The organism is Burkholderia cepacia (assembly GCF_001039005.1).
Taxonomy (GTDB): domain Bacteria; phylum Pseudomonadota; class Gammaproteobacteria; order Burkholderiales; family Burkholderiaceae; genus Burkholderia; species Burkholderia theae.
The window spans coordinates 44,951-65,718 of sequence record NZ_LDWR01000089.1 but is presented as its reverse complement, the minus strand read 5'-3'; the positions used below and the strand labels follow the sequence as shown (position 1 = coordinate 65,718).

At 63.2% G+C, this 20,768-nt stretch carries 18 protein-coding genes; 7 read left to right on the top strand and 11 right to left on the bottom strand.

Annotated features, from left to right (window positions below; all coding sequences use genetic code 11):
• The 3 genes from VL15_RS36940 to VL15_RS36930 all read left to right on the top strand — a co-directional run.
• Positions 1 to 360: tetratricopeptide repeat protein (locus tag VL15_RS36940; protein ID WP_048251783.1), on the top strand; the 360-nt coding region annotated here is incomplete at its 5' end.
• Between the two features lie 117 nt (positions 361 to 477).
• Entirely contained in the window at positions 478 to 1,305 is an 828-nt protein-coding gene (locus VL15_RS36935; protein WP_048251781.1) for a hypothetical protein, read from the top strand.
• Between the two features lie 115 nt (positions 1,306 to 1,420).
• The gene (locus VL15_RS36930; RefSeq protein WP_048251802.1) at positions 1,421 to 2,203 is read left to right on the top strand and encodes a hypothetical protein; all 783 of its coding nucleotides are present in this window, start codon (positions 1,421 to 1,423) and stop codon (positions 2,201 to 2,203) included.
• Positions 2,204 to 2,437: 234 nt separating this feature from the next.
• On the opposite strand, the gene VL15_RS36925 is transcribed toward VL15_RS36930, so the two are convergent.
• Both VL15_RS36925 and VL15_RS36920 read right to left on the bottom strand, forming a co-directional pair.
• Entirely contained in the window at positions 2,438 to 3,715 is a 1,278-nt protein-coding gene (locus VL15_RS36925; RefSeq protein ID WP_048251780.1) for an epoxide hydrolase family protein, read from the bottom strand.
• Between the two features lie 208 nt (positions 3,716 to 3,923).
• Entirely contained in the window at positions 3,924 to 4,628 is a 705-nt protein-coding gene (locus tag VL15_RS36920; protein WP_048251800.1) for an SDR family oxidoreductase, read from the bottom strand.
• A 134-nt stretch (positions 4,629 to 4,762) separates the two neighbouring features.
• On the opposite strand from VL15_RS36920, the gene gcvA reads away from it, so the two are divergent.
• A complete protein-coding gene (gcvA, locus tag VL15_RS36915; RefSeq protein ID WP_048251778.1) occupies positions 4,763 to 5,656 on the top strand; it encodes a transcriptional regulator GcvA in 894 nt (297 codons plus the stop codon).
• Between the two features lie 10 nt (positions 5,657 to 5,666).
• Here the strand turns inward: gcvA and VL15_RS36910 are convergent, their stop codons facing one another.
• The 6 genes from VL15_RS36910 to VL15_RS36885 all read right to left on the bottom strand — a co-directional run bounded on the left by VL15_RS36910 (position 5,667) and on the right by VL15_RS36885 (position 10,989).
• Positions 5,667 to 6,263, bottom strand: coding sequence for a pyridoxamine 5'-phosphate oxidase family protein (locus VL15_RS36910; protein ID WP_048251776.1), 597 nt, complete (start codon positions 6,261 to 6,263; stop codon positions 5,667 to 5,669).
• Between the two features lie 101 nt (positions 6,264 to 6,364).
• Positions 6,365 to 6,544, bottom strand: coding sequence for a hypothetical protein (locus tag VL15_RS36905; RefSeq protein WP_048251775.1), 180 nt, complete (start codon positions 6,542 to 6,544; stop codon positions 6,365 to 6,367).
• Between the two features lie 12 nt (positions 6,545 to 6,556).
• The gene (locus VL15_RS36900) at positions 6,557 to 7,756 is read right to left on the bottom strand and encodes a PLP-dependent aminotransferase family protein (protein ID WP_048251774.1); all 1,200 of its coding nucleotides are present in this window, start codon (positions 7,754 to 7,756) and stop codon (positions 6,557 to 6,559) included.
• Between the two features lie 194 nt (positions 7,757 to 7,950).
• A complete protein-coding gene (locus VL15_RS36895) occupies positions 7,951 to 8,919 on the bottom strand; it encodes a hypothetical protein (protein ID WP_048251799.1) in 969 nt (322 codons plus the stop codon).
• A gap of 108 nt (positions 8,920 to 9,027) precedes the next feature.
• A complete protein-coding gene (locus VL15_RS36890; RefSeq protein WP_048251773.1) occupies positions 9,028 to 10,671 on the bottom strand; it encodes a DUF2334 domain-containing protein in 1,644 nt (547 codons plus the stop codon).
• Between the two features lie 12 nt (positions 10,672 to 10,683).
• Positions 10,684 to 10,989: a hypothetical protein gene (locus tag VL15_RS36885; protein WP_230684607.1), complete on the bottom strand. Its 306-nt coding sequence runs from the start codon at positions 10,987 to 10,989 to the stop codon at positions 10,684 to 10,686.
• A gap of 958 nt (positions 10,990 to 11,947) precedes the next feature.
• On the opposite strand from VL15_RS36885, the gene VL15_RS36880 reads away from it, so the two are divergent.
• Positions 11,948 to 13,909 carry a glycosyl transferase family protein gene (locus VL15_RS36880; protein ID WP_053077784.1) on the top strand — a complete coding sequence of 654 codons (1,962 nt, stop codon included), beginning with the start codon at positions 11,948 to 11,950 and terminating at the stop codon, positions 13,907 to 13,909.
• Complete coding sequence (locus VL15_RS36875; protein ID WP_048251769.1) at positions 13,906 to 15,600, top strand: bacteriophage N4 adsorption protein A; 1,695 nt, start codon at positions 13,906 to 13,908, stop codon at positions 15,598 to 15,600. The genes VL15_RS36880 and VL15_RS36875 overlap by 4 nt, the downstream gene beginning before the upstream one ends.
• Positions 15,601 to 15,635: 35 nt before the next feature.
• Here the strand turns inward: VL15_RS36875 and VL15_RS36870 are convergent, their stop codons facing one another.
• Positions 15,636 to 16,583 (bottom strand): hypothetical protein, encoded by a 948-nt coding sequence (locus VL15_RS36870; protein WP_048251796.1) that lies wholly within the window; start codon positions 16,581 to 16,583, stop codon positions 15,636 to 15,638.
• Positions 16,584 to 17,191: 608 nt separating this feature from the next.
• On the opposite strand from VL15_RS36870, the gene VL15_RS36865 reads away from it, so the two are divergent.
• Entirely contained in the window at positions 17,192 to 17,602 is a 411-nt protein-coding gene (locus VL15_RS36865) for a GNAT family N-acetyltransferase (protein ID WP_048251768.1), read from the top strand.
• 75 nt (positions 17,603 to 17,677) lie between these two features.
• Here the strand turns inward: VL15_RS36865 and VL15_RS42385 are convergent, their stop codons facing one another.
• Positions 17,678 to 18,154, bottom strand: coding sequence for a hypothetical protein (locus VL15_RS42385; RefSeq protein WP_155420379.1), 477 nt, complete (start codon positions 18,152 to 18,154; stop codon positions 17,678 to 17,680).
• 312 nt (positions 18,155 to 18,466) lie between these two features.
• The gene (locus VL15_RS36860) at positions 18,467 to 20,767 is read right to left on the bottom strand and encodes an NADP-dependent malic enzyme (protein ID WP_048251766.1); all 2,301 of its coding nucleotides are present in this window, start codon (positions 20,765 to 20,767) and stop codon (positions 18,467 to 18,469) included.
• Position 20,768 lies beyond the last annotated feature (1 nt).

Sequence of the window (20,768 nt, the reverse complement as noted above, 5' to 3'; positions counted from 1 at the left end):
CTCGGCCTGCGTTATTTCCGCGGCGACGGCGTGCGCCAGGACAGCTACCAGGCACTCAAGTGGATGCGCGACGCAGCCGAGCGCGGCGACCTGCAGGCGCAGAAGGCGCTCGGCAGTTTCTACCTGTTCGGTCTCGAGGAAATGGGCTCCGATCCGCGCGAGGCGGACAAGTGGCTGTCGATCGCGGCGGGCCGCGGCGACAAGGAATCGAAGAAGCTGCTCGAGCTCGCGCGCAAGGCCAAGAAGGAAGACGAAGAAGACTGGAAATGGCGCACGCAATGGCGTGACGTCTATTACGGCTACTGGTACTCGGGCTATCCGTACTACGGCGTCTGGAATCAGACGTACTGGTACTACTGACCTGGCTGGAAGCAACGGGGCGGCAGCGGGGAGACCACCATCGCGCCAAGCCCGGGGGGCTTACGAAGTTCGCACGGACACATAAGCCGAACAACGACTCTATCGATCGATAACGACATGAAGACCATCCTTTCCCATCGTCTCACTCAAGGTGCGCTGGTCGCAGCGCTTTGCGCCTCCGTCGCGGGCTGCGGCGGCGTGGTGACGCCCGGCGGCCAGAACGCCGGCGTGACGGGCGCGGCAGCAGGCGGCACGAGCGCCGGCGCCGATTCGGGGCTGCAGCGCTGCGCGTCGCCGCTCGGCACGATCGCCGTCGACGACGGCCGTAACGCCGACTGGTGGGGCCCGTTCGGCAGCGCGACCAAGATGACGACCATCGATCCGCTGCTGCGCCTGGCCGTGCAGCAATCGAACTGCTTCGTGATCACGTCGATCGGCAACCAGAAGAGCGACGCGCGCCTGTCGCGCATCACGCAGCTGCAGCGCAGCTCCGGCGAATACCGCGCGGGCTCGAAGCAGCAGAAGGGCCAGCGTGTCGCGGCCGACTACTACATGGAACCGCAGATCGTCATCAACGATTCGCCGATCGCCGGCATCGGCAGCATGATCGGCGGGCTGATCGGCAACGGCGCGGTGGCGGCGGTGGCAGGCCACCTGCAGACGAAGGCATCGGTCGTCACGCTGACGCTGTTCGACGTGCGCTCGGCCGTGCAGATCGCGGCGGCCGAAGGCAGTTCGACGGCGACCAACTACGGCGCGGCGCTCGGTGGTTTCGGCGGCGGTGTAGGCGGCGCCCTTGCCGGCTTCTCGACGACGCCGGAAGGCAAGGCGACCGTCGTCGCGTTCATCGACGCGTACAACAAGATGGTCGTCGCACTGCGCAGCTACAAGGCGCAGGACGTCAAGGGCGGCCTCGGCCGCGGTGGCCAGCTCCAGGTCAACTGACGCTCACGGGCCGGCGGTGCGCCGCCGGCCGATTCCCGTTCATGACCGTCCGTGCGTGCGGCGCTGTCCGCGCGCATCGGTTCCGTTCGTCCTTTTTCATTTCGAGGTGATCCCGATGAAAGCCGTTGCACTGATCGCACTGACCTGTCTGGCCCTGACCGCCTGCGGCGGCGACGACAATCCTTCGCCCGCGGCGTCCGGCACCGGATCGGGCGCGAGCAACAACGGCGGCAGCGGTGGCAGCGGCTCGGGCGGCCCGACCGGCGGGACGACCACCTCGAACCTCGAGTGCGATCCGGTTTACCAGCAAGGCGATACCGTGCAGTTGCACATGTATACGCAAGCATCGCCGCAAGGCCAGCCCGTCGACAACGACGTGTACACACGGACCTTCGCACCCGCGAAGTTCCAGGGCATCGCGTTGACGCAGCAGGCCGAAACCACGGCCGGCTCGCCGATCCAGACCAATCACTACTATCTCGTCGGCAACGGCGTGCGCACGAATTACGGCACCGATGTCTACAATTCGGGCACCCTCGCGCTACAGGACGTGAATTCGCCACCCTATGTCGAGACGATCGGGCTCGCGGGAAGCGAGACGGTGAATTACGTGGATACGCCTGTCTTTCCGTCGGGCGGGGCCCCAACCTCCGTCTCGATCCAGCGCGCTTATGTCGCGCGCGAAACCGTCAGCCTCAGGAACGGCAAGGTCTTCGCGAATGCGTGCCACTATCACACCACGGAAACGCTCTCCAATGCGGCGCTGACGAACACGACGATCGCGGACGACTGGCTGGCGCCGGGTGTCGGCCTGGTCAAGTCGGTGGCCAATATCGGCAGCACCCAGATCATCACCCGCGAACTGGAGTCGGCGACCGTTGCCGGCAAGTCCTATTGAGCGTGCGGTGCCGCCGCGTGACGCACGAGTGTGCCGCAGTTCGGCGTCGATGCTCAGAGCGCCTTGACGATCGCGCGGTCGACGCGAACGTTCTGGCCACAGCCCGACCGCGACCGATATGAGCACGGCCAACGCGCACCGCATCCTGCAGCTTGCACAGGCACTGCACGCGATTGCGTAGAAACGAACGCGGGCCGCACGACAGCCGGCCCGCGTTCGCCAATCAACCCACGCTTACCCGCGACGCAGCGGCCGGAACCCGGCGCGCACCTCACGTGCGAACAATTCCGGCTCCTCCCATGCCGCGAAATGTCCGCCCTTGTCGACTTCGTTGAAGTAGATCAGGTTGTGATAACTGCGCTCGGCCCAGCTGCGCGGCGCCTGGTAGATCTCGCCCGGAAACACCGTGATCGCGGCCGGCAGCGAGATGTCCACCGCGTTGAAGTTGTTCGAGTGATCCTCCCAGTAGATCTGCGCGGCCGACGTCGCGGTGTTCGTCAGCCAGTACAGCGAAATGTCGTCGAGAATCTCGTCGCGCGGAATCGAGCGTTCGGGCACGCCGCCGCTGTAGGTCCACTGCGAGATCTTGTCGAACATCCACGCGGCCTGCCCCGACGGCGAATCGGCCAGCGCATAACCGACCGTCTGCGGGCGCGTGACCATCATCGCCGAGTAGCCGCAGTTGTCGCGATAGAACGTCGCGAGCTTCTCGTACGCGGCCTTCTCCTTCGGCGACAGCGAAGCCGGTGCGGGCGCATCGGTGGCGAGCAGCGTTGCGATATCCGGCGGCACCGTCGCCGGCATGTTCACGTGAATCCCGGCCAGCCCCTGCACGCGCTGCATCGCCATCCGGTGCGAGATCACCGAGCCGCAGTCGCCGCCCTGCGACACGAAGCGCGTATAGCCGAGGCGCGCCATCAGCTCGCCCCACGCACGCGCGATGTGGTCGGAACCCCAGCCCGTCTGCGTCGGCCGGCCCGAGAAGCCGAAGCCCGGCAACGACGGCACGACGACATGAAACGCATCGTCCGCGCTCGCGCCGTGCGCGGTCGGGTCGGTCAGCGGGCCGATCGCCTTCAGCAGCTCGAAGATCGAACCGGGCCAGCCGTGCGTCATGATCATCGGCATCGCGTTCTCGTGCCGCGACCGCACGTGGATGAAGTGAATGTCGAGCCCGTCGATTTCCGTGATGAACATCGGGAAACCGTTCAGGCGCGCCTCGCCCTTGCGCCAGTCGTAGTCGGTGCCCCAGTAGCGCAGCAGCGCCTGCATGCGTGCGAGCCGCACGCCCTGCGATTCGTCGGCGACGGTCTCGCGGCCCGGCCAGCGCGTCGCGGCGATGCGGCGGCGCAGGTCGGCCACGGCGTCATCGGGAATGTGCGCGGTGAACGGGCGTATGCCGCTGCCGCCGGTCGCGGCATGCAGCGCGGTGGGCAGCATCGCGGATACCCCGGCGGCCACTGAAGTGGCCAGCAGGTGGCGACGCATCGGGGAAAACGGTGTGGAAGACATCGTTCGGCATCTCCTTTCGTGAAGTGGAAAGTGAACATGCCGCGCGCGGGATCGCGCCTTGGCTTTCAATCCGGCGCGCCCGGGTCACGCGGCGTCGCCCATTTGAAAGGTCTGATGTATCCGGGATTTGTCTGGTTTGTACGCGTTTGTAGCCGCTGTGCGGCGAGCGGCCCGCGCGGCCGCTCGCCGGTGTGACGCTCGGCGTGGCTCAGAGCGCCTTGACGATCGCGCCGTCAACGCGAATGTTCTGCCCGGTGATGTAACCCGCACCATCCGACAGCAGGAACGCGACGGTCTTCGCGATCTCCTGCGTCTTGCCGAACCGGCCGGCCGGAATGCGCGCGACGATTTCCGGCGTTTCCGGCCAGCTGTCGATGAAGCCCGGCAGCACCGCGTTCATCCGGATGTTCTCGGCCGCATAGCGTTCCGCGTAAAGACGCGTCCACGCGCTCAACGCCGCGCGCAGCGCCGACGACACCGGCATCGGCTGCTCGGGCGCGTCCGCCGCGAAGCTCGAGATGTTGACCACCGCGCCGCCGCCCTGCTTCTGGAAGATCGGCGTCACGCGGCGCATCACGCGCACCACGTTCAGCAGGATCAGGTCGAGCCCCGCGTGCCAGCTTTCGTCGGCGATCGACAGCAGTTCGCCCTTCGGCGGATGCCCGGTGTTGTTCACGACCGCGTCGATCCGGCCGTAACGCGCGACCGTCTCCTGCACGAGCCGGTCGATATCGGCTTCTTCCGTCACCGAGCCCTGGATGCCGAAGCCGCCCAGTTCCTCGCCGAGCGCCACCGCGCTGCCCGACGGCGACATCAGTGCGACGCGATAGCCGGTCGCCGCCAGTTCGCGCGCGATCGCCGCGCCCATGCCCTTGCCCGCCGCCGTGATCAACGCCACTTTTTCTACAGTCACGATCTGCTCCTCGTTCGGATCCTGCCGCCGCGCAGCCGCCATTCGGCGCGCCATAGTGGTAATGTAGGCGCATCACAAACGACTGTCGAACCAGTATTTCTGCCTCCAGACGATAGTTTTTCTACAGCCTGACGATGCCGCCTCGCCCCTCCCGCCTGCCGCCGCTGAATGCGCTTCGCGCGTTCGAAGTCTCCGCGCGGCACCTCAATTTCCGCGCCGCCGCCGACGAGATCGGCGTGACGCAGGGCGCCGTCGCGCAGCAGGTGCGCCACCTCGAGGACGTGCTCGGCCTGAAGCTGTTCGAGCGCCTGCCGCGCGGCCTCGCGCTGACGCACGACGGCGCCGCGTATTTCTCCGACGTGCAGCGCGCGCTGCATGCGATCGCCGACGCGACCGACAAGCTCGTGAAGCGGCGCGCGGCGCTGACCATCAGCACGACGCCGTCGTTCGCGTCGAAGTGGCTGATCCCGCGGCTCGCGCAGTTCACCGACGCGCATCCCGACTACGACGTGCGCGTGATCGCCGACCAGCAGCTCGCGACGTTCCGCCACGACGGCGTCGATCTCGCGATCCGCTTCGGCAAGCCGCCGTTCGGCAAGCATCTCGCCACGCACGCACTGTTCCCGCTCGACGTGAGCGCCGTCTGCAGCCCCGCGCTGCTGGCCGCGCCCGCATCGCCGCGCGCGCTCGCCGGCCATGTGCTGCTGCACGACGCGCACGACCTGTGGCCCGAGTTCCTTGCGGCGATGCCCGAACCCGTCGACGTCGATCCGCACAAGGGGCTGCGCTTCAACCAGACGTCGCTCGCGATCGATGCGGCCGTCGCCGGCCAGGGCATCGCGCTCGCGACCGATCCCCTGGTCGAACGCGACATCGCTGCCGGCAGGCTGTGCAAACCGTTCGATTTCGCGTTTCCGCTGTCGGTGGGGTTCTATCTCGTGTATCCGGCCGAACGGCGCGACGACGACGCGATCGCCGTGATGCGCGGCTGGATGATCGGGCAGGCGGCGTCGGACGGGCGGCCCTGAGCGCCGCTTGTCAGGGCGCGATCCAGTGGCCTTCGTAGCCGCTTTCGTTCAGGTCGAACACCGCGCGACGATGGCCGGCACGCGCCAGTTCGAGCCAATCGACGCGTTTGACGGTAACGTGCAGCAGGCAGAAGTTTTCGTAGCCGTCGTCGGGTGGCGCGGCACCCTCGCTCGCCGCGACATGACCAGCTTCAGGTGACGCGACCGGCGTGCCCGGCGGCAACGGTGCGCGATACAGCAGCAGCGTATGCGGACGGCTCGATTGCCAGATCGCGCGCCGTTGCGCTTCGTCGTCGCAGATCGATGCCACCCCTTCCGCACGAATCTGCACGAGCGCATCGAGATCGTTCGCGACGAGCGCGATGCGCGGATCGCGGCGCAGCTCCGCGACCTTCTCCGAACGCGCGTCGGTATGAAACGACAGCAAGCGATCGGCACGGCTCACCTGGCGCAACACGATCGTGCGCACCTTCGGCGCGCCGTCGACGCCGAGCGTCGCGGCCTGCAGCATCGTGAACGGCGAGCGCTGCACGCTGACGCCGGATTCGAGGCAGGACCACAGGCGGTCGTACGTTTCCGTGAGCGATTCGGAGGCGGTGTCGGACATGATGGAAGAACGGCGATCGCATGGGTTTCGATCGCGCAAGCTTAACCGTTTGCTGCGGCGACGGCACCCGCGCGGCGCGCCGGCCGCCGCCGCCGCGCAGGTCAGTTGTAGCCGAGCACCGCCGGCGCGGCATCGCCCGCATCGGTCGTCGGCTCCGCGCCGAAACGGCCGAGCACGTCGGCAACATACTGCGGCCCCGCGCTGATCTGCGACGACCGATGTTCGACCGGCCGGTTTTCGCCAGCACCCGACGGTACCGTGTCAATGACGGTGAGTTTCATGTTCAGGTCTCCTCACGCGGCCAAAGCCGCTTCATACGCGCGCACGAGGCGCGCCACGCCTTCCCGGATCGCCTCGACGTCCGGCGCGGCGAACGACAGGCGCAGCGACGCCGCGTCGACGTTGTCCGCGAAAAACGCCTTGCCGGGCACGAACACGATCTTGTTCGCGATCGCCTGTTGCAGCAGCACATCCGACGACACCGCGCCGATCCGCGCCCACACGAACATCCCGCCTTCGGGGCGATGGAATTCGATCGCATCGCCGAAGCCGTCGCGCAGCGCGTCGCACATCGCATCGCATTTGCGCCGGTAGGCCGCCGTGATGCGCGGCAGATGGCGTTCGAGTGCGCCGTCGGCCAGATATTCGGCAGCGGCCGCCTGCGTCCACGGCGTGCTGCACAGATCGACCGTCTGTTTCGCGATCACGCAGCGCCGCGCGATCTCGGCCGGCGCGATCGTCCAGCCCACGCGCAGCCCGGGCGCGACGATCTTCGACAGGCTCGCGAAATGCACGATCCAGTCGCGCGCGCCGTCCACTTCGTCGGCCAGCGCAAGCATCGACGGCACGGCTTCGCCCGCGAAACGCAGGTCGCCGTACGGATCGTCCTCGATGATCAGGAAACGGTATTGCACCGCGAGACGCAGCAGCGTCAACCGGCGTTCGCGCGTGAGCGTCGCGCCCGTCGGGTTCGCGAAGGTCGGGACCGTGTAGAGCAGCTTCGGCTGGGCGATCGCGCCCGATGCGAGCTGGGCCGCGAGACGATCGACGTCGAGCCCTTCCCCGTCGACCGGAATCGTCACGATGCGCGCCTGTTGCAGACGCATCGCCTGCAACGTGGCCGGATAAGCCGGCTGTTCAGTGAGCACCACATCGCCCGGCGACACCATCACGCGCAGCAGCAGGTCGAGGCCCTGCTGCGAGCCGGTCGTGACGAGCAGTTCGGCCGGCGTGCACGCAACGCCACGACGCGCCATCAGCGCGATCAGTTGCTGCTTCAGTTCGGCGAGGCCGTCGGTCGGGCCGTATTGCAGGCAGCGCACGGGCAGTACGTACGCGCGTTCGGCGGCCGTGTTCAGCCCGTCGACGTCGAACAGGTCGCTGGCCGGATAACCGCCCGCGAAGGAAATCATGCCCGGTTCGGACAGGTACTTGAACAACTCGCGGATCGGCGAGCCGGCGGGATTCTGGAATGAGGGAGTGAACGCGTACATGTCGTCGTGAGCTGGATGGCGCGGACGGCCGGGATAGCCGCCAGGTACCGGCCACCGCGGCGCTTCTGACGCCACGGCGGCGAATTCGAGCCACGATTGTCGATAGTCATTAAGGCCGCGGCAAACGATATCTATGCACTAGGTCTTGCGGTTTGATCATCAAATGGGGCTGTGGCGCCGGGGGCGGCGCCGACTCAGTGCGCGGTCCCCGCAGGCTCGGCCGGAGCCGGCTTGCCCGTCCGTGTCGTGAGCGCGCGCGTGAGGTCGTCCGACACATAGTGGGGGCCATCGAACAGATAGACCTGATAGCCCCGATAGGCCAGGAGCTGCTTGCTCAATTCGTCGGCGCTGGCCGACCGGAAGCCACCATGCTCGGCCGGCCGGAAGGCTTCGGCGATGACCCGCACGCGCCGTTTGCCCAGGCGTGCCGTCAGCTCGTCGAGGTAGGTGCGCGCGACGGACGACTCGCGGGCATAAACGCCGCAGCCGTCCTGGAAGAACACCCCGACGTCGGCGGGCAGCCACGATACGAGCCAGTCCGTCAGCGCCTTTCCGCCGATATTGGTCTGGTCGTAGACGCTCACCCAAAGCGGACGAGGCAGCCGCTGCAGGATCTCGGCAAGCTTGGGCGCGTCCTGCCAGGTCGGATCGATTTCGACCGGGAAATAGTAGCCGGTGACATGCAGCGGGATCGGCGCGCGTGCGATCTCGACTGACTGGTCCGCGAGCGTCGACAGATGGGTGCGCGCACGTTTTTCGTCCTGATAGCCGGCGAGGCCCAGGATCACGTTTCTGGCCCACGGCTCGCGGCCGATGCGTTCCCAGTCGGGAAGGTGCGCCGCGGGTCGGATGCGGGTGTTGGCAACGTACGCGGTATCGTCGACGACGACCCATTGAACCAGCAGATCGCGCACGCCGAGCACCTGCCAGTTGCCGACGGGATTCGTCGTCGTGTTGTCCACCTGCCAGACGATGCCGTCGGCGTGAACGTCGTGCGCAGTCCAGCTGCATGCGGCCACGACGAGCGATGCGCCGATTGCCGCAAGCGTCGCCGACCGGGGCGAACGCGGCGCATCAGCGCGCCGGCGCGGTCGCCCTGCCAGCCGGAACCGGCTCATACGCCGTTGAAGCTTGCGCAAGGCCGGGACGACGGACGTGGTCATCGTGTTGGCTCCCCGGAAACATTCTTGCGTGTCATCGTAGCCGACCCAACGCAAACGTGCGACCTGCATGGCCGATGCGGGTCGCACGGGGCTGCCGCCACGCTCGCGTCACTTGGCCGTCGTGCCGTCCACGAACTTGTAGCCGAGATTCGCAATGCCGTTGACCAGGCTCTGGAAGTCCTTGTAGGCCGGCAATCCGAGTTCGGGTTCAAGCCAGTACGGGTGGAAGAAGAAGGACGCGAAACCGTCCCGCACCGCCAGACCGTATTGCGCATTGGTGATGAGTGTCTGCCACGTGTACGTGATGCACGAGAACGGGTCGATATTGCAGATGTTGTACTGGATACTGCCCATGTTCTCCGGAACGATCCGCTCACCGTAGTAATCGGAGTTGATGATGTACGGGAAAAACTGCCCGGCCGAAAAGTCCTGGTTGGGCGCACCCGTTCCGAGTTGCGGATTGGTCGCGGTGTAGTAGACGGCCCGCTGGAACGTCGTCGGGAACGTGAGGGCCGTGGCGGCCGCTGCATTCGGCGACATCTGGTACTGCGGCGCGGCCCAGCCGACGATCTTGTAGCCGTTGGTCGTGAACTCGAGGGCGCCGGCGGCCATTCTGGCTTCCGCCCATGGGATGGAGTCCTCATCGACAGGACGGTTCTGGACCGCAAACCAGAACTCATAATCGCTGCCACTGACCGCATTCTGGAGATTCGGCGTCGAGTCGTACTGGTGCGTATAGCCGTGCATCACGATCGAGCCACCGCGCGCGACCGCGTAGTTCAGCGCACTCTTGAGGCCCGTTGCCTGCGCAAGATGGATCGTTTCCGGCACGCCGCCGTTGTAATAGCCGTTCGGATCCGTATACACGGGAATGGTGGCCATCGTGAACGGGATCCTCTTCGAGTACAGGAAGTTCGTCAGCAAGGTCATCGAACTCGTCGTCGTATACGCATCGAGGTCCTCCAGACGGACGAGCGCACGGTGATTCACCGGTGCATTGGTCTGCAGGATGTCATGCAGGATGTCGCATATCACCAGGTATCGATCCGTCGGGCCGATATAGGAAAACGGCACATCCGCGAAATACCAGAGCTTGCCCGAGCGCATGACGTATGGCGCGGTTGCGCCGCTCGTGCTGTTCTTGATCGTGACGAGGGCTTGCGCCTTGGTGGCATCGACGACCTGGGTCAGCCCGACATCCGGGTCCGCGTTGATCGCGCCGGTCGACGCGTTATACGCGTAGTACTTGACCATCGACAGGTTCTTGTACGTGACCGTGTCGTAGAAGCCGGGATTCGGATTGCTCGACGATGGCGTCGTGTTCAACCCGGCAATGCCCTGGAAACTGAACCCGTAGGTCTGGTTGAACGTATAGGCCGTGTTCCATGCCAGCTGCCACAAGTTGTACTTGAACCAGACCACGGTCTTCGTGGCGGTCATCACGTCGCTCATGAACGCCGTCGGAATCGGGTTGTTGTAGTAGTCGCCGATGTAGAACGTGACGTCGTGGTTCGCGACCATCCCGGCCGTGTAGTTCTGGATCGGAACCAGATCGACCGTCGCATTGAAATGGCCAAGCAGGTTACGCAACATGATGCTGTACATCAGGCCCAGCTTCGAATACGGGTCGTTGGCCGGGTTGTCGTACAGCACGAGCGTATGCGCGGTGGTGGCCTGCGCGTGCGCCGTGCCCGGCAACGTCATTTGCGCGAGTCCGGCAAGCAGGGCTATGACGAGCAAGATCTTTTTCATGGCCGTGTCTCCCTAGTCGCGTTGGACGTTGCCTGCGTTGGTCTTGACGGACTTCCTGTCGAACTTGGGGCGCCCCGTCTCCTTGTACGCGGCCTCCCAATCCTCCTCGGACATGCCGGGCTTCACGTTGACTTGCGCGGAACCGTTCGGCAACTCAGGCGGCTTGATCTTATGGCCAGATGAATCGCTTTTCCCCTGCGCATTCGCATCCTGAACCGCGACGGTGAAGGCGAGCGCAGAGATTAATGTGACGAGTGATCCGACGGTGCTCAACCCGCGCCGAATATATCGATTGCGATGAGAAAGCATGATTTTCATCCTTTGATATGCAAAATAAGTTCATCTCGTTGGCGAAACGAGCACGGCGGCGTGCCATTCATAATCGTGGCGTTATGTCGTGATTTTTCCCGTGTGCCTGATACCGGATAAAAATCCGGAATCGGATAGTTTTCCATTCAAGCTAGAACCGTACCAACGGTCGCAAATGGGCATAGGGCCGAGACACCGGAATTGACGTGTCGCGGCGGCCCGATATTGTCTCGATAAAACGTTTCAGCCATGCAACGTGGCCGGCGCCGCAAATTTAATCTGACAAACGAGTGAATCCTGCTCGGACGATTCAGGGAAAACCAGTTGCTCCGCGCGCTCCGTAAATTACGACGTGGCAATCGACTCGGTGGCTCGCACGTGCAACGACGACTGGAGAGCCGGATTTTCAGGTTCAACGCGAATCGTTCCGGCCCATGATCGTATCAATCGCGCGACGAGTTCCCGATCGCTGCAGTCAGGGCCTGGCAGAGGGTCGGAAAATCACTTTTCATTGGATCAATCGAACGCGTGTTTCAGCACTGAAACATTTGGCACGGATTCGGCGGGACGATCCCGTCCGGCATCTCCCGACGCCCGGAAGGTCAAGGGCGGCGCGGCGATGGCGCACGACTTGCTTGATGAGCAGTGTATTGAGTAAACGGTAAACGGGGCGTGCTGCGAGGAGCTGAATCGCGCGTGGCTGCAAGCGTTGAAAAATACGGGGACGGAGGTAAGCACGCGCAAAACCGGCTTTCAAAAGTCACCCACTGAACATGTTTCATCTTTAGCGATGTTACGTGGTCGCATCGAAAAAATTCGACGCCGGATCGAGCCTTTTTGCGAGCGACGGAAATGAATGTGGCGCGAGCCGCGAAGTGGGTATGACGGGGTCGACGAGGACGAGGATGGTTTCGTCCTGCGTTGGTATGCGGGAGACGAATTACATACAAGATAAAATCGCGGATAAATGATGGACAATACAATATGGATTGCATATTTATATGCACTTAACGTTATTGCCATTATGACCGCAATCGTCATCTTGGTAAGCACACTGGATGACCTCACGCTTGACGCCTGTTACTGGTCATTCGAGATCGGGCGCATGCTGCGCCGAGAAAAAACACAGACGATTGATATCGGTATGTTGCGCGCCCAGGAAGAGCGTTATTTGGCGCTGATGGTGCCGGCGTGGAAAGAATATGACGTGATCGCCAAAATGATCGAAAACACATTGGCGACCATCGAATACGAGCGATATGTCATTTTCGTCGGCACCTATCACAACGACGCCGAAACCACGGCCGAGGTCGAACGGATGGTTCGCCGGTATCCGGGCCGCGTGACACGCGCAACGGTCATGAACGACGGGCCGACCTGCAAGGCCGATTGCCTGAACTGGATCATCGAAGCCATCCTGCGCTACGAAGCGACTCATCATATTCAGTTCGCGGGCGTCGTGATGCACGACTGCGAAGATGTGATTCATCCGGTCGAACTCAAATACCTCAGTTATGCCGTTGCGGACAGCGACCTGGTCCAGCTTCCCGTCCTGTCATTGCCGCGGAAATGGAACGAGTTCGTGGCCGGCTGCTATATGGACGACTTCAGCGAAACGCACCAGAAGGACGTGCCGGCACGAGCCCGCTTGACCGGCGTCGTCCCGGGCGCGGGCGTTGCGTCCTGCTACAGCAGGCGCGCCATCGAAGCGGCGATGAAAGAGCGCGACGGTTGTCCGTTCAACACCAGTTCGCTGACCGAAGACTACGACTTCAGCTTTCGGTTGAGAGACCTCGGGATGAAAGAAACCTTTGCCCGCTTTCCGCTGACGGATATCACGCACGACGCAGGGGCCGCGCGTGCGGACGGCAGAGTCGCCAATCGAAACCTGCTGGCCACGCGCGAGTATTTTCCAAAGACATTTCGTACCGCCTATCGGCAGCGTGCGCGCTGGATTCTCGGCATCTCGTTTCAAGGCTGGGAACAACTCGGCTGGAAGGGCAATTTCCTCACCCGCTACATGTTCTTCCATGATCGCAAGGGCATCGTGACGTCGCTGTTCTCGGTGGTTGCCTATGGTGTGCTGATCAATTTCGTATCGATTGCGGCGCTTCAGAAATTCGGTCATGTCGTCCCCGTCAGCGGCGCTCTCGTCACGGTAGGCGACTGGATCGCCCCGCTGCTCTGGGTGAACACCGTCATGCTGTTTGCCCGTGCCGGGCAGCGCTACTACTTTGTCAGCAAGCTGAACGGTCCGGTCCAGGGGCTGCTGTCGATTCCGAGGATGTTCGTCAACAACCTGATCAATTTCTATGCGGTTTGCCGGGCATGGCGCATCTATATCGGCCACCTGGTAAGCGGCAAGCCCATCGCATGGGACAAGACCAGCCATACCTATTTGTCGAACGCAGAGCTCGGGAAAGCGCGCCTCAAGATTGGCGAGATCCTCGTCGGTTGGGGTGTGGTCTCGCTGGAGCAACTGCAGGCAAGCCTGGATAAACAGCTGACATGCGGCAGGCGGCTCGGCGAACTATTGATCGAAATCAGCGCGATCTCCACCGAATCGCTGGCGGACGCGATCGCGGAACAAGCGGAACTCCCCCGCGTGAGCCTGGGCAACGTGGCGGTCGGCCACTTCGCGGACTCGCTGGCGTTCGAACTGCAGTACTCGTATCGGGCGGTCCCGTTTTCGACCGCGGACGACGGTACGTTGAACGTCGCGGTCGGGCGGCCGCTCACGCCGGACGAACAGGATGTCGTGCGGCGCGGCGCAAAGGCGAACGTCGCCTATTTCATTGCCTGCGATGCCGAGATTGCAGCCGAACTCGCCCGACACTCGCGCTTCGTCGAACTCGCACGAGCACGCGACGCCGATGATGCAGCGTTGCACGGATCCCTGGTGAAAAAACCCTCGGGAGAACAGGCGTGAAACGTTCCCGACTCCCGATCCCGGCTGGCCTCTCGCGCTGCATCCGGCTGAGCGCCTTGGCGCTCGCCGTGTCGCTGGCCTGGCAAGGCCCGGCCTACGCCACGCAGCCGCTCACCCGCAACGCTTATCGCCTCGCCGATAGCGCATACAAGGCGATCAGCGCCGGCGACCTGCCTCGCGCTGAAGACTATGCGCGACGCGCCCTCAAGATTCAGCCCGGAAGCGAACAGCTCGGGCTGCTGCTCCTCGACGTCTACAAGCGGGAGGGAAGGATCGACGAAGCGGATGCGATGGTGGAATCGTTGCGCGTTCGTTTTCCGAAGAGCGCGGCGGTCATGGCCGAGCATGGCTACCTCGCGCAGCGGCAGCAGCGTTACGACGTGGCGTGCAGCGATTTCTCTGCCGCCGTCGCGACGGGCAAATGGAGCAAGGAGCAGCAGCGCAACCTGCGCCTTGCATGGTCGGATAGCGCGCTCGCGGCGAAGCGTCCGCATGAAGCCGGCGTTGCACTGGCGCCGTTGGCCGATGAACAATCAGCCGTGGTTCAACTGCGTATCGCGCAGTTGAGCCTGATGTCCGGCGATCGCGACAGCGCGATCCGCGTGGCGAATCTCGCCGCCAGCGACGCGACGACGGACGGCGAGCGGAAGATGGCCGAGTCGATCGTGACGCAGGCCCAGCAACCCGAGCAGTCGCCGGAAACGCCGGTGGACAATACCGCGCAACAGAAGCTGCAACAGGCCTATGACCTGCTGCGCGAGCACAAGGATCGCGAGGCGCTCGACGCGTTCCAGGAAGGTTTCGACGGCGGCGCGGGCAACGCGATGAACTACGCGGACGCAGGGTATGCGGCCAAGCGTATCGGTTTGAACGAGCAGTCCGTCCAGCTGTTCGAGCATAGTCTCGACGCCGACGAGGACGAACACAAGTTCGACGCGCAGCACAAGTTCGGCTATCGGCGAGAGGTCGAACAACTTCAGCGCACGTGGGGTTTCGTGCTGAGCGCGCCTTACCAGTCGGCCGCGTTCGGCCCGCAAGGCACCATCAGCGTGCTGCAGCCGGGTATCGAGGCGTACTGGCAGCCGCCGAAGATCGGTTACCAGAACGGACGCATTCTCCAGTTCTTCCTGCGCGGATACGGCACGGCCTACGACGGGACGGGCAACGTGACGGGCATGCCGACCGTACAGGGTTCGGTGGGCGTGCGTTACAAGCCGATACCCGACCAGAACGTCGTGTTGACGGCCGAGCGGCTTTTTCATGTGGGCAGCCTGTCGATGACGGACTGGCTGATGCGCCTGGGCTATTCGTCGGAAGCGGGCACCGACCTGCAGGTCACCGAACCGAGCTGGCGCAGCTGGCAGGCCTATGTCGAAGGTGCGTACTTCATCAAGGCAGGCCGATACATCATTTATTCGGAGTTACGTTACGGGCACACCTGGCGCCTGACGGCGATCAGCGACAGGCTGACCGTCTATCCGCATGCCGCGGTGGCCGGCGATCACGACAACCGCGAGCTGGACAAGACCGCAATCGGTGCGGGGCCCGGTGTCCAGTTCCGGTACTGGTTTCGCGAAGGCAAGTACAGCGCACCGGCGAGTTATCTCGATGTGACGGTGCAATACAGGTTCCCGTTGACGTCAGCGGCACGCGCACGTGGTCTCGTGGTACGCGCGACATTGTGGTTCTAACCGACTTCGCTGACGCTTGTGTACGGAACGCGCGATCAGTTGGGGGACTTAAGGGTGATGATGGTTTGACGCAGCAGCTGGAAGTACGAGCTCGTCGTGTACGGGAGCATCTGTTCGACGTAGTTCCACCAGAAGAAACCGCCGATGAAACGCGGGTCGTTCATGGTGTTGACCATCGGGTAGTACGTCTTGATCAGGTTCTGCTGTACCGACGCCGGCGCGGACGTTTCCGAGGTACCGATTTCGCCGAAGCCGACCTTCGCGTTCGGGAAGATGCTTTCCAGCGCCGCGAAATCGTTCTTCCACGTCGGGTTCAGCCCCGGGCAATCCTGGTACGGGTAGTAGCTGAACAGCGCGTAGTCGGCCTGCTGGCGAACCGTCGAGGACAGGAACGTCGTCGGCCAGGTCTTCCAGTAATCCAGGGGTTTCTCCCAGCAGTTGTTGCCCTTGCTGTCGTCGTTGTAGTACAGCGTGATCGCAGTCTTGCCGCCGTTCGATTTCACGATCGTGTTGGCCGCGGCGACCATCTGGCCGATCTGCTGCTCTTCCGAATTGACCACCGAGTTCGTGCCGCTCGGGTCGTTACGCAGCCATTCGCCGTTGATTTCGTTGGCGATCTCCCACACGTCGACGGTGTTCTTCAGTTGCGACACCAATTCCTGCGTTCTCGCCTTGTACGTGGCGAGATCCGTCGGGAAATAGTAAGAATCGTAGACCTCGCCCATCACGTATGCGACGGCGTGCAGGCGCAACAACGGAGCGTAGTAGTCGGCAGCCGACGTACCCGGATCGAACACGACACGCACGGTCGGCCGGTACGGCAGGTTCTGCAGCGACGCGATGATGGAATCGAGTTTCGTCAGGTCGTCGAGCGTGACGCCGTAGACGGGATTCTTCAGAGGTTCGACCTGGGCTTGGGCCGACTGGGACAAGGGCAAGAGCCCTGCATAGGCAATGCACGCGGCAATGGCCGTGCGCGAGATGTTTTTCGTCAGTTTTTTCAAAACGTCCTTCCGTCCGAAAGTAAGAAGAAGCGCGATTTTAGACGAAAATAAAAGCTAATTATCGGACGATATCGACAGAAATGGCGACGGAACGGCGCGAGGCCGGAATCCGAGGCGTGGGTGTCCGCGCATCACGCAGGGGAAGTTGCGACACGATGCCGCAGGGAGATATTTCCAGCATCCCTAAACGAATTTCCAACAACATTGGATCGCAACGCGGCCGAATAGTGAAACCGGTCACCACCCGGGTCCTGCTGCTGTGCGATGGATTGCGAACCGATCGTCGCCCTGCTTCGGACGGTCAATCAGGTAGATGCGTCGCGATCGGCTTCGATCGCAGTCAATGCCGCCATGTTCACGATCGGCTGCACCGTCGGGCTCGAAGTGAAGATGTTCACAAGGCGTATCGACGTTCGGACACCTGCCACGACAACAACGTGGACAGCCGGGAAAGCAAGATATCCTTCCCTCCCACGACCGCGGACTGAATGCGGACGCGCATGCCATTCTTCAATTGAGTTGGTCGGACCTGGCGCTGCTCGACGGGCACGCCCTGTCGGCCGGCGCGATCACCTGGAAGGGTTCACATGGAGTACGTCATCCATCAGGAAGTACCGTCAGTATCGACCTACATCGAGATTCGCCTCGCTGCCGGGTTGAGCAGAAAGTCGGAGCAAGCTGCGTCGATCGGGTTGAAGAACGGCCTCGTTAGCGTCGTGGCGTACTTGGGGAGTGTCCCGGTCGGCATCGGTCGAGTGATTGGCGACGGCGGGTGCTTCTTCGAGATCGTGGACATTGCCGTATTGCCGGCTCACCAGAAGAAAGGCGTGGGCGATCTGATCATGCGAGCGCTCATGCGCTACATTCACGAGAATGCGCCGCCTACCGCCTATGTCAGCCTGATGGCGGATCATGGGACGCCGAAGTTCTATGAGCGCTATGGCTTCCAGCCGTCAGTACTACCTGAAAAAGCGGGGATGTTTCTCCGCATCAAATAATGGAAAGGCCGCGCTCTGCGCGCCAAGCGAGCGGGAAACAACGACTGCTGCCGACCCAAAGCCGACTATCGAGACTCAGGAAAGCAGACGCTCAACGTGGAAATAACCGGACTGCGCGGCTTGCCGCGTGGGTCCGATTGATTGCAGGGTTAAGCATCGGCCGAAGCTTGGGCGGTAGCCGGTGACCGAAATTGCACGATGAACACCAATGCTGCCGAGAGCAGGCACGCAATGAATAGCAGAAGGATTCGAACAACATCCACTCCCGCCACGGACCACGCCCCCCCCGGCCACAACTGACGAGAACTCACTAAACAGCGTGCGGTAGCGTTCAAACGGGACGAAGACGCACCACGCCAAAGTAGCCCAACATCCCGCACGGATGTAAAAGAAAAGCGACGCGACAAGAAGCAGAACGACAACCAGATGCTTGACCATGGAGAAAAGCTGAGCACCTTCGAGATTGCCCCACTCAAGCCCGACAGCGGTCAACACAACGTAGGTAACCAGAGGCAGTGCCACAACGTACACGAACTTTGGTCGGTCGGACATCTTGCGATTTCCTGCTAAGTTTGAAAGACGCATGATTTTTGTTTTCGGAAGCAGTCTTGCTCCCTAACTCCTCGCTGTGCGCCGTTACTCCAGCCCGCCATATTGCCGAAGAACCTCCCCGGTGAGCGACATTGCGGAAGATGAGCTCGGAAATCACGGCCATTAAAACTCCGCAAAAATTGGCCACTCGGATCATGAGCATAACCGCATCGATCTGGAATGTCCGTAATCGGGGATATTCGCCACTGACCGCTCCTGGCCGATTGCCGGCAAACGTGGGGGGCCGTAGCCTCCCCCACAAAAGCCAATCAATCAGGCAGAAGCACCCCGATTCGCCTCGATCACCGTCAACGCCGCCATATTCACGATCCGCCGCACCGTCGCGCTCGAAGTGAGAATATTCACCGGCGCATTGACGCCGAGCAGGAACGGCCCGACCGCCACGTTGCTGCCCGCCTCGGTCTTCAGCAGGTTGTACGCGATGTTCCCCGCATCCACGTTCGGGCAGACCAGCAGATTGGCCGCCCCCTTCAGCGGCGACATCGGCAGCAGCCGCGACCGCAGCCCTTCATCCAGCGCGCAGTCGCCGTGCATCTCGCCGTCGGCTTCGATATCCGGCGCCTGCTCCCGGACGATCTCCAGCGCCCGGCGCATCTTCACGCCCGAAGCCGCACTCCCCGAACCGAAATTCGACCGCGACAGCAACGCCACCTTCGGCGTCAGGTCCAGCCATTCCATCTGCCGGGCCGCGGCGATCGTGAATTCCGCGATCTGCTCGGCATCGGGGTTGTCGTTGACGTGCGTATCCACCAGCGCCACCGTCCGCTGATCGAGCAACAGGATGTTCATCGCCGCGTAGGTCGACGCACCGGGCTTCCTGCCGATCACTTCGTCGACGAAGCGCAGGTGGTTGTGATACTCGCCCACCGTCCCGCAGATCATCCCGTCCGCATCGCCGAGCCGCACCATCATCGCGCCGATCAAGGTCAGGCGACGCCGCATCTCGACCCGCGCCATTTCCTTCGAAATGCCATCGCGGCACCGCAGCTCCCAGTACGTCGTCCAGTATTGCGGGAACCGCTCGTCATATTCCGGATTGGTCACCTCGACATCCTGGCCGAGCCGCAGGCGCAGGCCGAATCGCTCGATGCGCGCCAGCAGCACCTCCGGGCGGCCGACCAGGATCGGACGGGCCAGCTTCTCGTCGACGATGACCTGCACGGCGCGGAGCACACGCTCGTCTTCGCCTTCGGTAAAGACGATCCGCGCCTTGCCGCCGTCACGCACGAGCCGACGCGCCGTCGCGAACAACGGCTTCATGAACGCGCCGGAGTGGTAGACGAATTGCTGCAGCTGCTCGACGTAGGCATCCAGATCCGTCAGCGGGCGCGTCGCCACGCCGCCTTCCATCGCCGCCTTGGCCACGGCCGGGGCGATACGAACGATCAGGCGCGGGTCGAACGGCTTCGGAATCAGGTATTGCGCGCCAAACGCGACGTCGTATGCGCCATAGGCCGCCGCCACGACTTCGTTCTGCTCTTCCTCGGCCAGCCCGGCGATCGCGTGAACCGCGGCGATCTCCATTTCGCGGGTGATCGTCGTCGCGCCCACATCCAGCGCGCCGCGGAAGATATACGGGAAGCACAGGACGTTGTTGACCTGGTTCGGGTAGTCCGAGCGGCCGGTCGCGATGACGACATCGTCGCGCGTCGCATGCGCCAGTTCCGGAAAGATCTCCGGCGTCGGATTGGCCAGCGCGAGGATCAGCGGACGCGGCGCCATCGCCTTCAGCATCTCCGCGCTCAGGATCCCGCCGACCGACAGGCCCAGGAACACATCCGCGCCGCCGATGACTTCAGCCAGCTTGCGTGCATCGGTTTCCTGCGCAAAGCGCGACTTCGCCGGGTCCATCAGCGTGGTCCGGCCGCGATAGACGACCCCTTCGATATCGGTCACCCAGATGTTTTCGACCGGAAGCCCGACGTCGACCAGCAGGTCCAGGCAGGCCAGCGCTGCCGCGCCGGCGCCCGACGTCACGACCTTCACTTCCTTGATCGACTTCCCGACGACCTTCAGCCCGTTGATGAACGCGGCGGAAACGGTAATGGCGGTGCCGTGCTGATCGTCATGGAAGACGGGAATCTTCATGCGTTCGCGCAGCTTCTGCTCGACCGTGAAGCATTCCGGCGCCTTGATGTCCTCGAGATTGATGCCGCCGAAGGTCGGTTCGAGGCCGGCGATGATGTCGACCAGCTTGTCCGGATCGGTTTCGTTGATCTCGATGTCGAAGACGTCGATCCCCGCGAACTTCTTGAAGAGCACGGCCTTGCCTTCCATGACCGGCTTGGACGCGAGCGGACCGATATTGCCCAGACCGAGCACCGCGGTGCCGTTCGTGATCACGCCCACCAGATTGCCGCGGCTCGTGAAGCGGTGCGCCTGCAGCGGATCGGCCGCGATCGCCTCGCACACCCCCGCGACACCCGGGGTGTAAGCGAGCGCGAGATCGCGCTGGGTCACGAGCGGCTTGCTCGCGACGACCGAGATCTTTCCCGGGGTCGGAAATTCGTGATAGTCGAAGGCTGCCTGCTGCTGCGTCTCGGTCTGTTTCATG

Excerpts from the sequence above, each read along its gene's own strand:
- VL15_RS36935 (WP_048251781.1), top strand. The coding sequence starts at position 478 with ATGAAGACCATCCTTTCCCATCGTCTCACTCAAGGTGCGCTGGTCGCA.
- VL15_RS36930 (WP_048251802.1), top strand. The coding sequence starts at position 1,421 with ATGAAAGCCGTTGCACTGATCGCACTGACCTGTCTGGCCCTGACCGCC.
- VL15_RS36925 (WP_048251780.1), bottom strand. The coding sequence starts at position 3,715 with ATGTCTTCCACACCGTTTTCCCCGATGCGTCGCCACCTGCTGGCCACT.
- gcvA (WP_048251778.1), top strand. The coding sequence starts at position 4,763 with ATGCCGCCTCGCCCCTCCCGCCTGCCGCCGCTGAATGCGCTTCGCGCG.
- VL15_RS36910 (WP_048251776.1), bottom strand. The coding sequence starts at position 6,263 with ATGTCCGACACCGCCTCCGAATCGCTCACGGAAACGTACGACCGCCTG.
- VL15_RS36905 (WP_048251775.1), bottom strand. The coding sequence starts at position 6,544 with ATGAAACTCACCGTCATTGACACGGTACCGTCGGGTGCTGGCGAAAAC.
- VL15_RS36900 (WP_048251774.1), bottom strand. The coding sequence starts at position 7,756 with ATGTACGCGTTCACTCCCTCATTCCAGAATCCCGCCGGCTCGCCGATC.
- VL15_RS36895 (WP_048251799.1), bottom strand. The coding sequence starts at position 8,919 with ATGACCACGTCCGTCGTCCCGGCCTTGCGCAAGCTTCAACGGCGTATG.
- VL15_RS36890 (WP_048251773.1), bottom strand. The coding sequence starts at position 10,671 with ATGAAAAAGATCTTGCTCGTCATAGCCCTGCTTGCCGGACTCGCGCAA.
- VL15_RS36885 (WP_230684607.1), bottom strand. The coding sequence starts at position 10,989 with ATGAAAATCATGCTTTCTCATCGCAATCGATATATTCGGCGCGGGTTG.
- VL15_RS36880 (WP_053077784.1), top strand. The coding sequence starts at position 11,948 with ATGATGGACAATACAATATGGATTGCATATTTATATGCACTTAACGTT.
- VL15_RS36865 (WP_048251768.1), top strand. The coding sequence starts at position 17,192 with ATGGAGTACGTCATCCATCAGGAAGTACCGTCAGTATCGACCTACATC.
- VL15_RS42385 (WP_155420379.1), bottom strand. The coding sequence starts at position 18,154 with ATGTCCGACCGACCAAAGTTCGTGTACGTTGTGGCACTGCCTCTGGTT.
- VL15_RS36860 (WP_048251766.1), bottom strand. The coding sequence starts at position 20,767 with ATGAAACAGACCGAGACGCAGCAGCAGGCAGCCTTCGACTATCACGAA.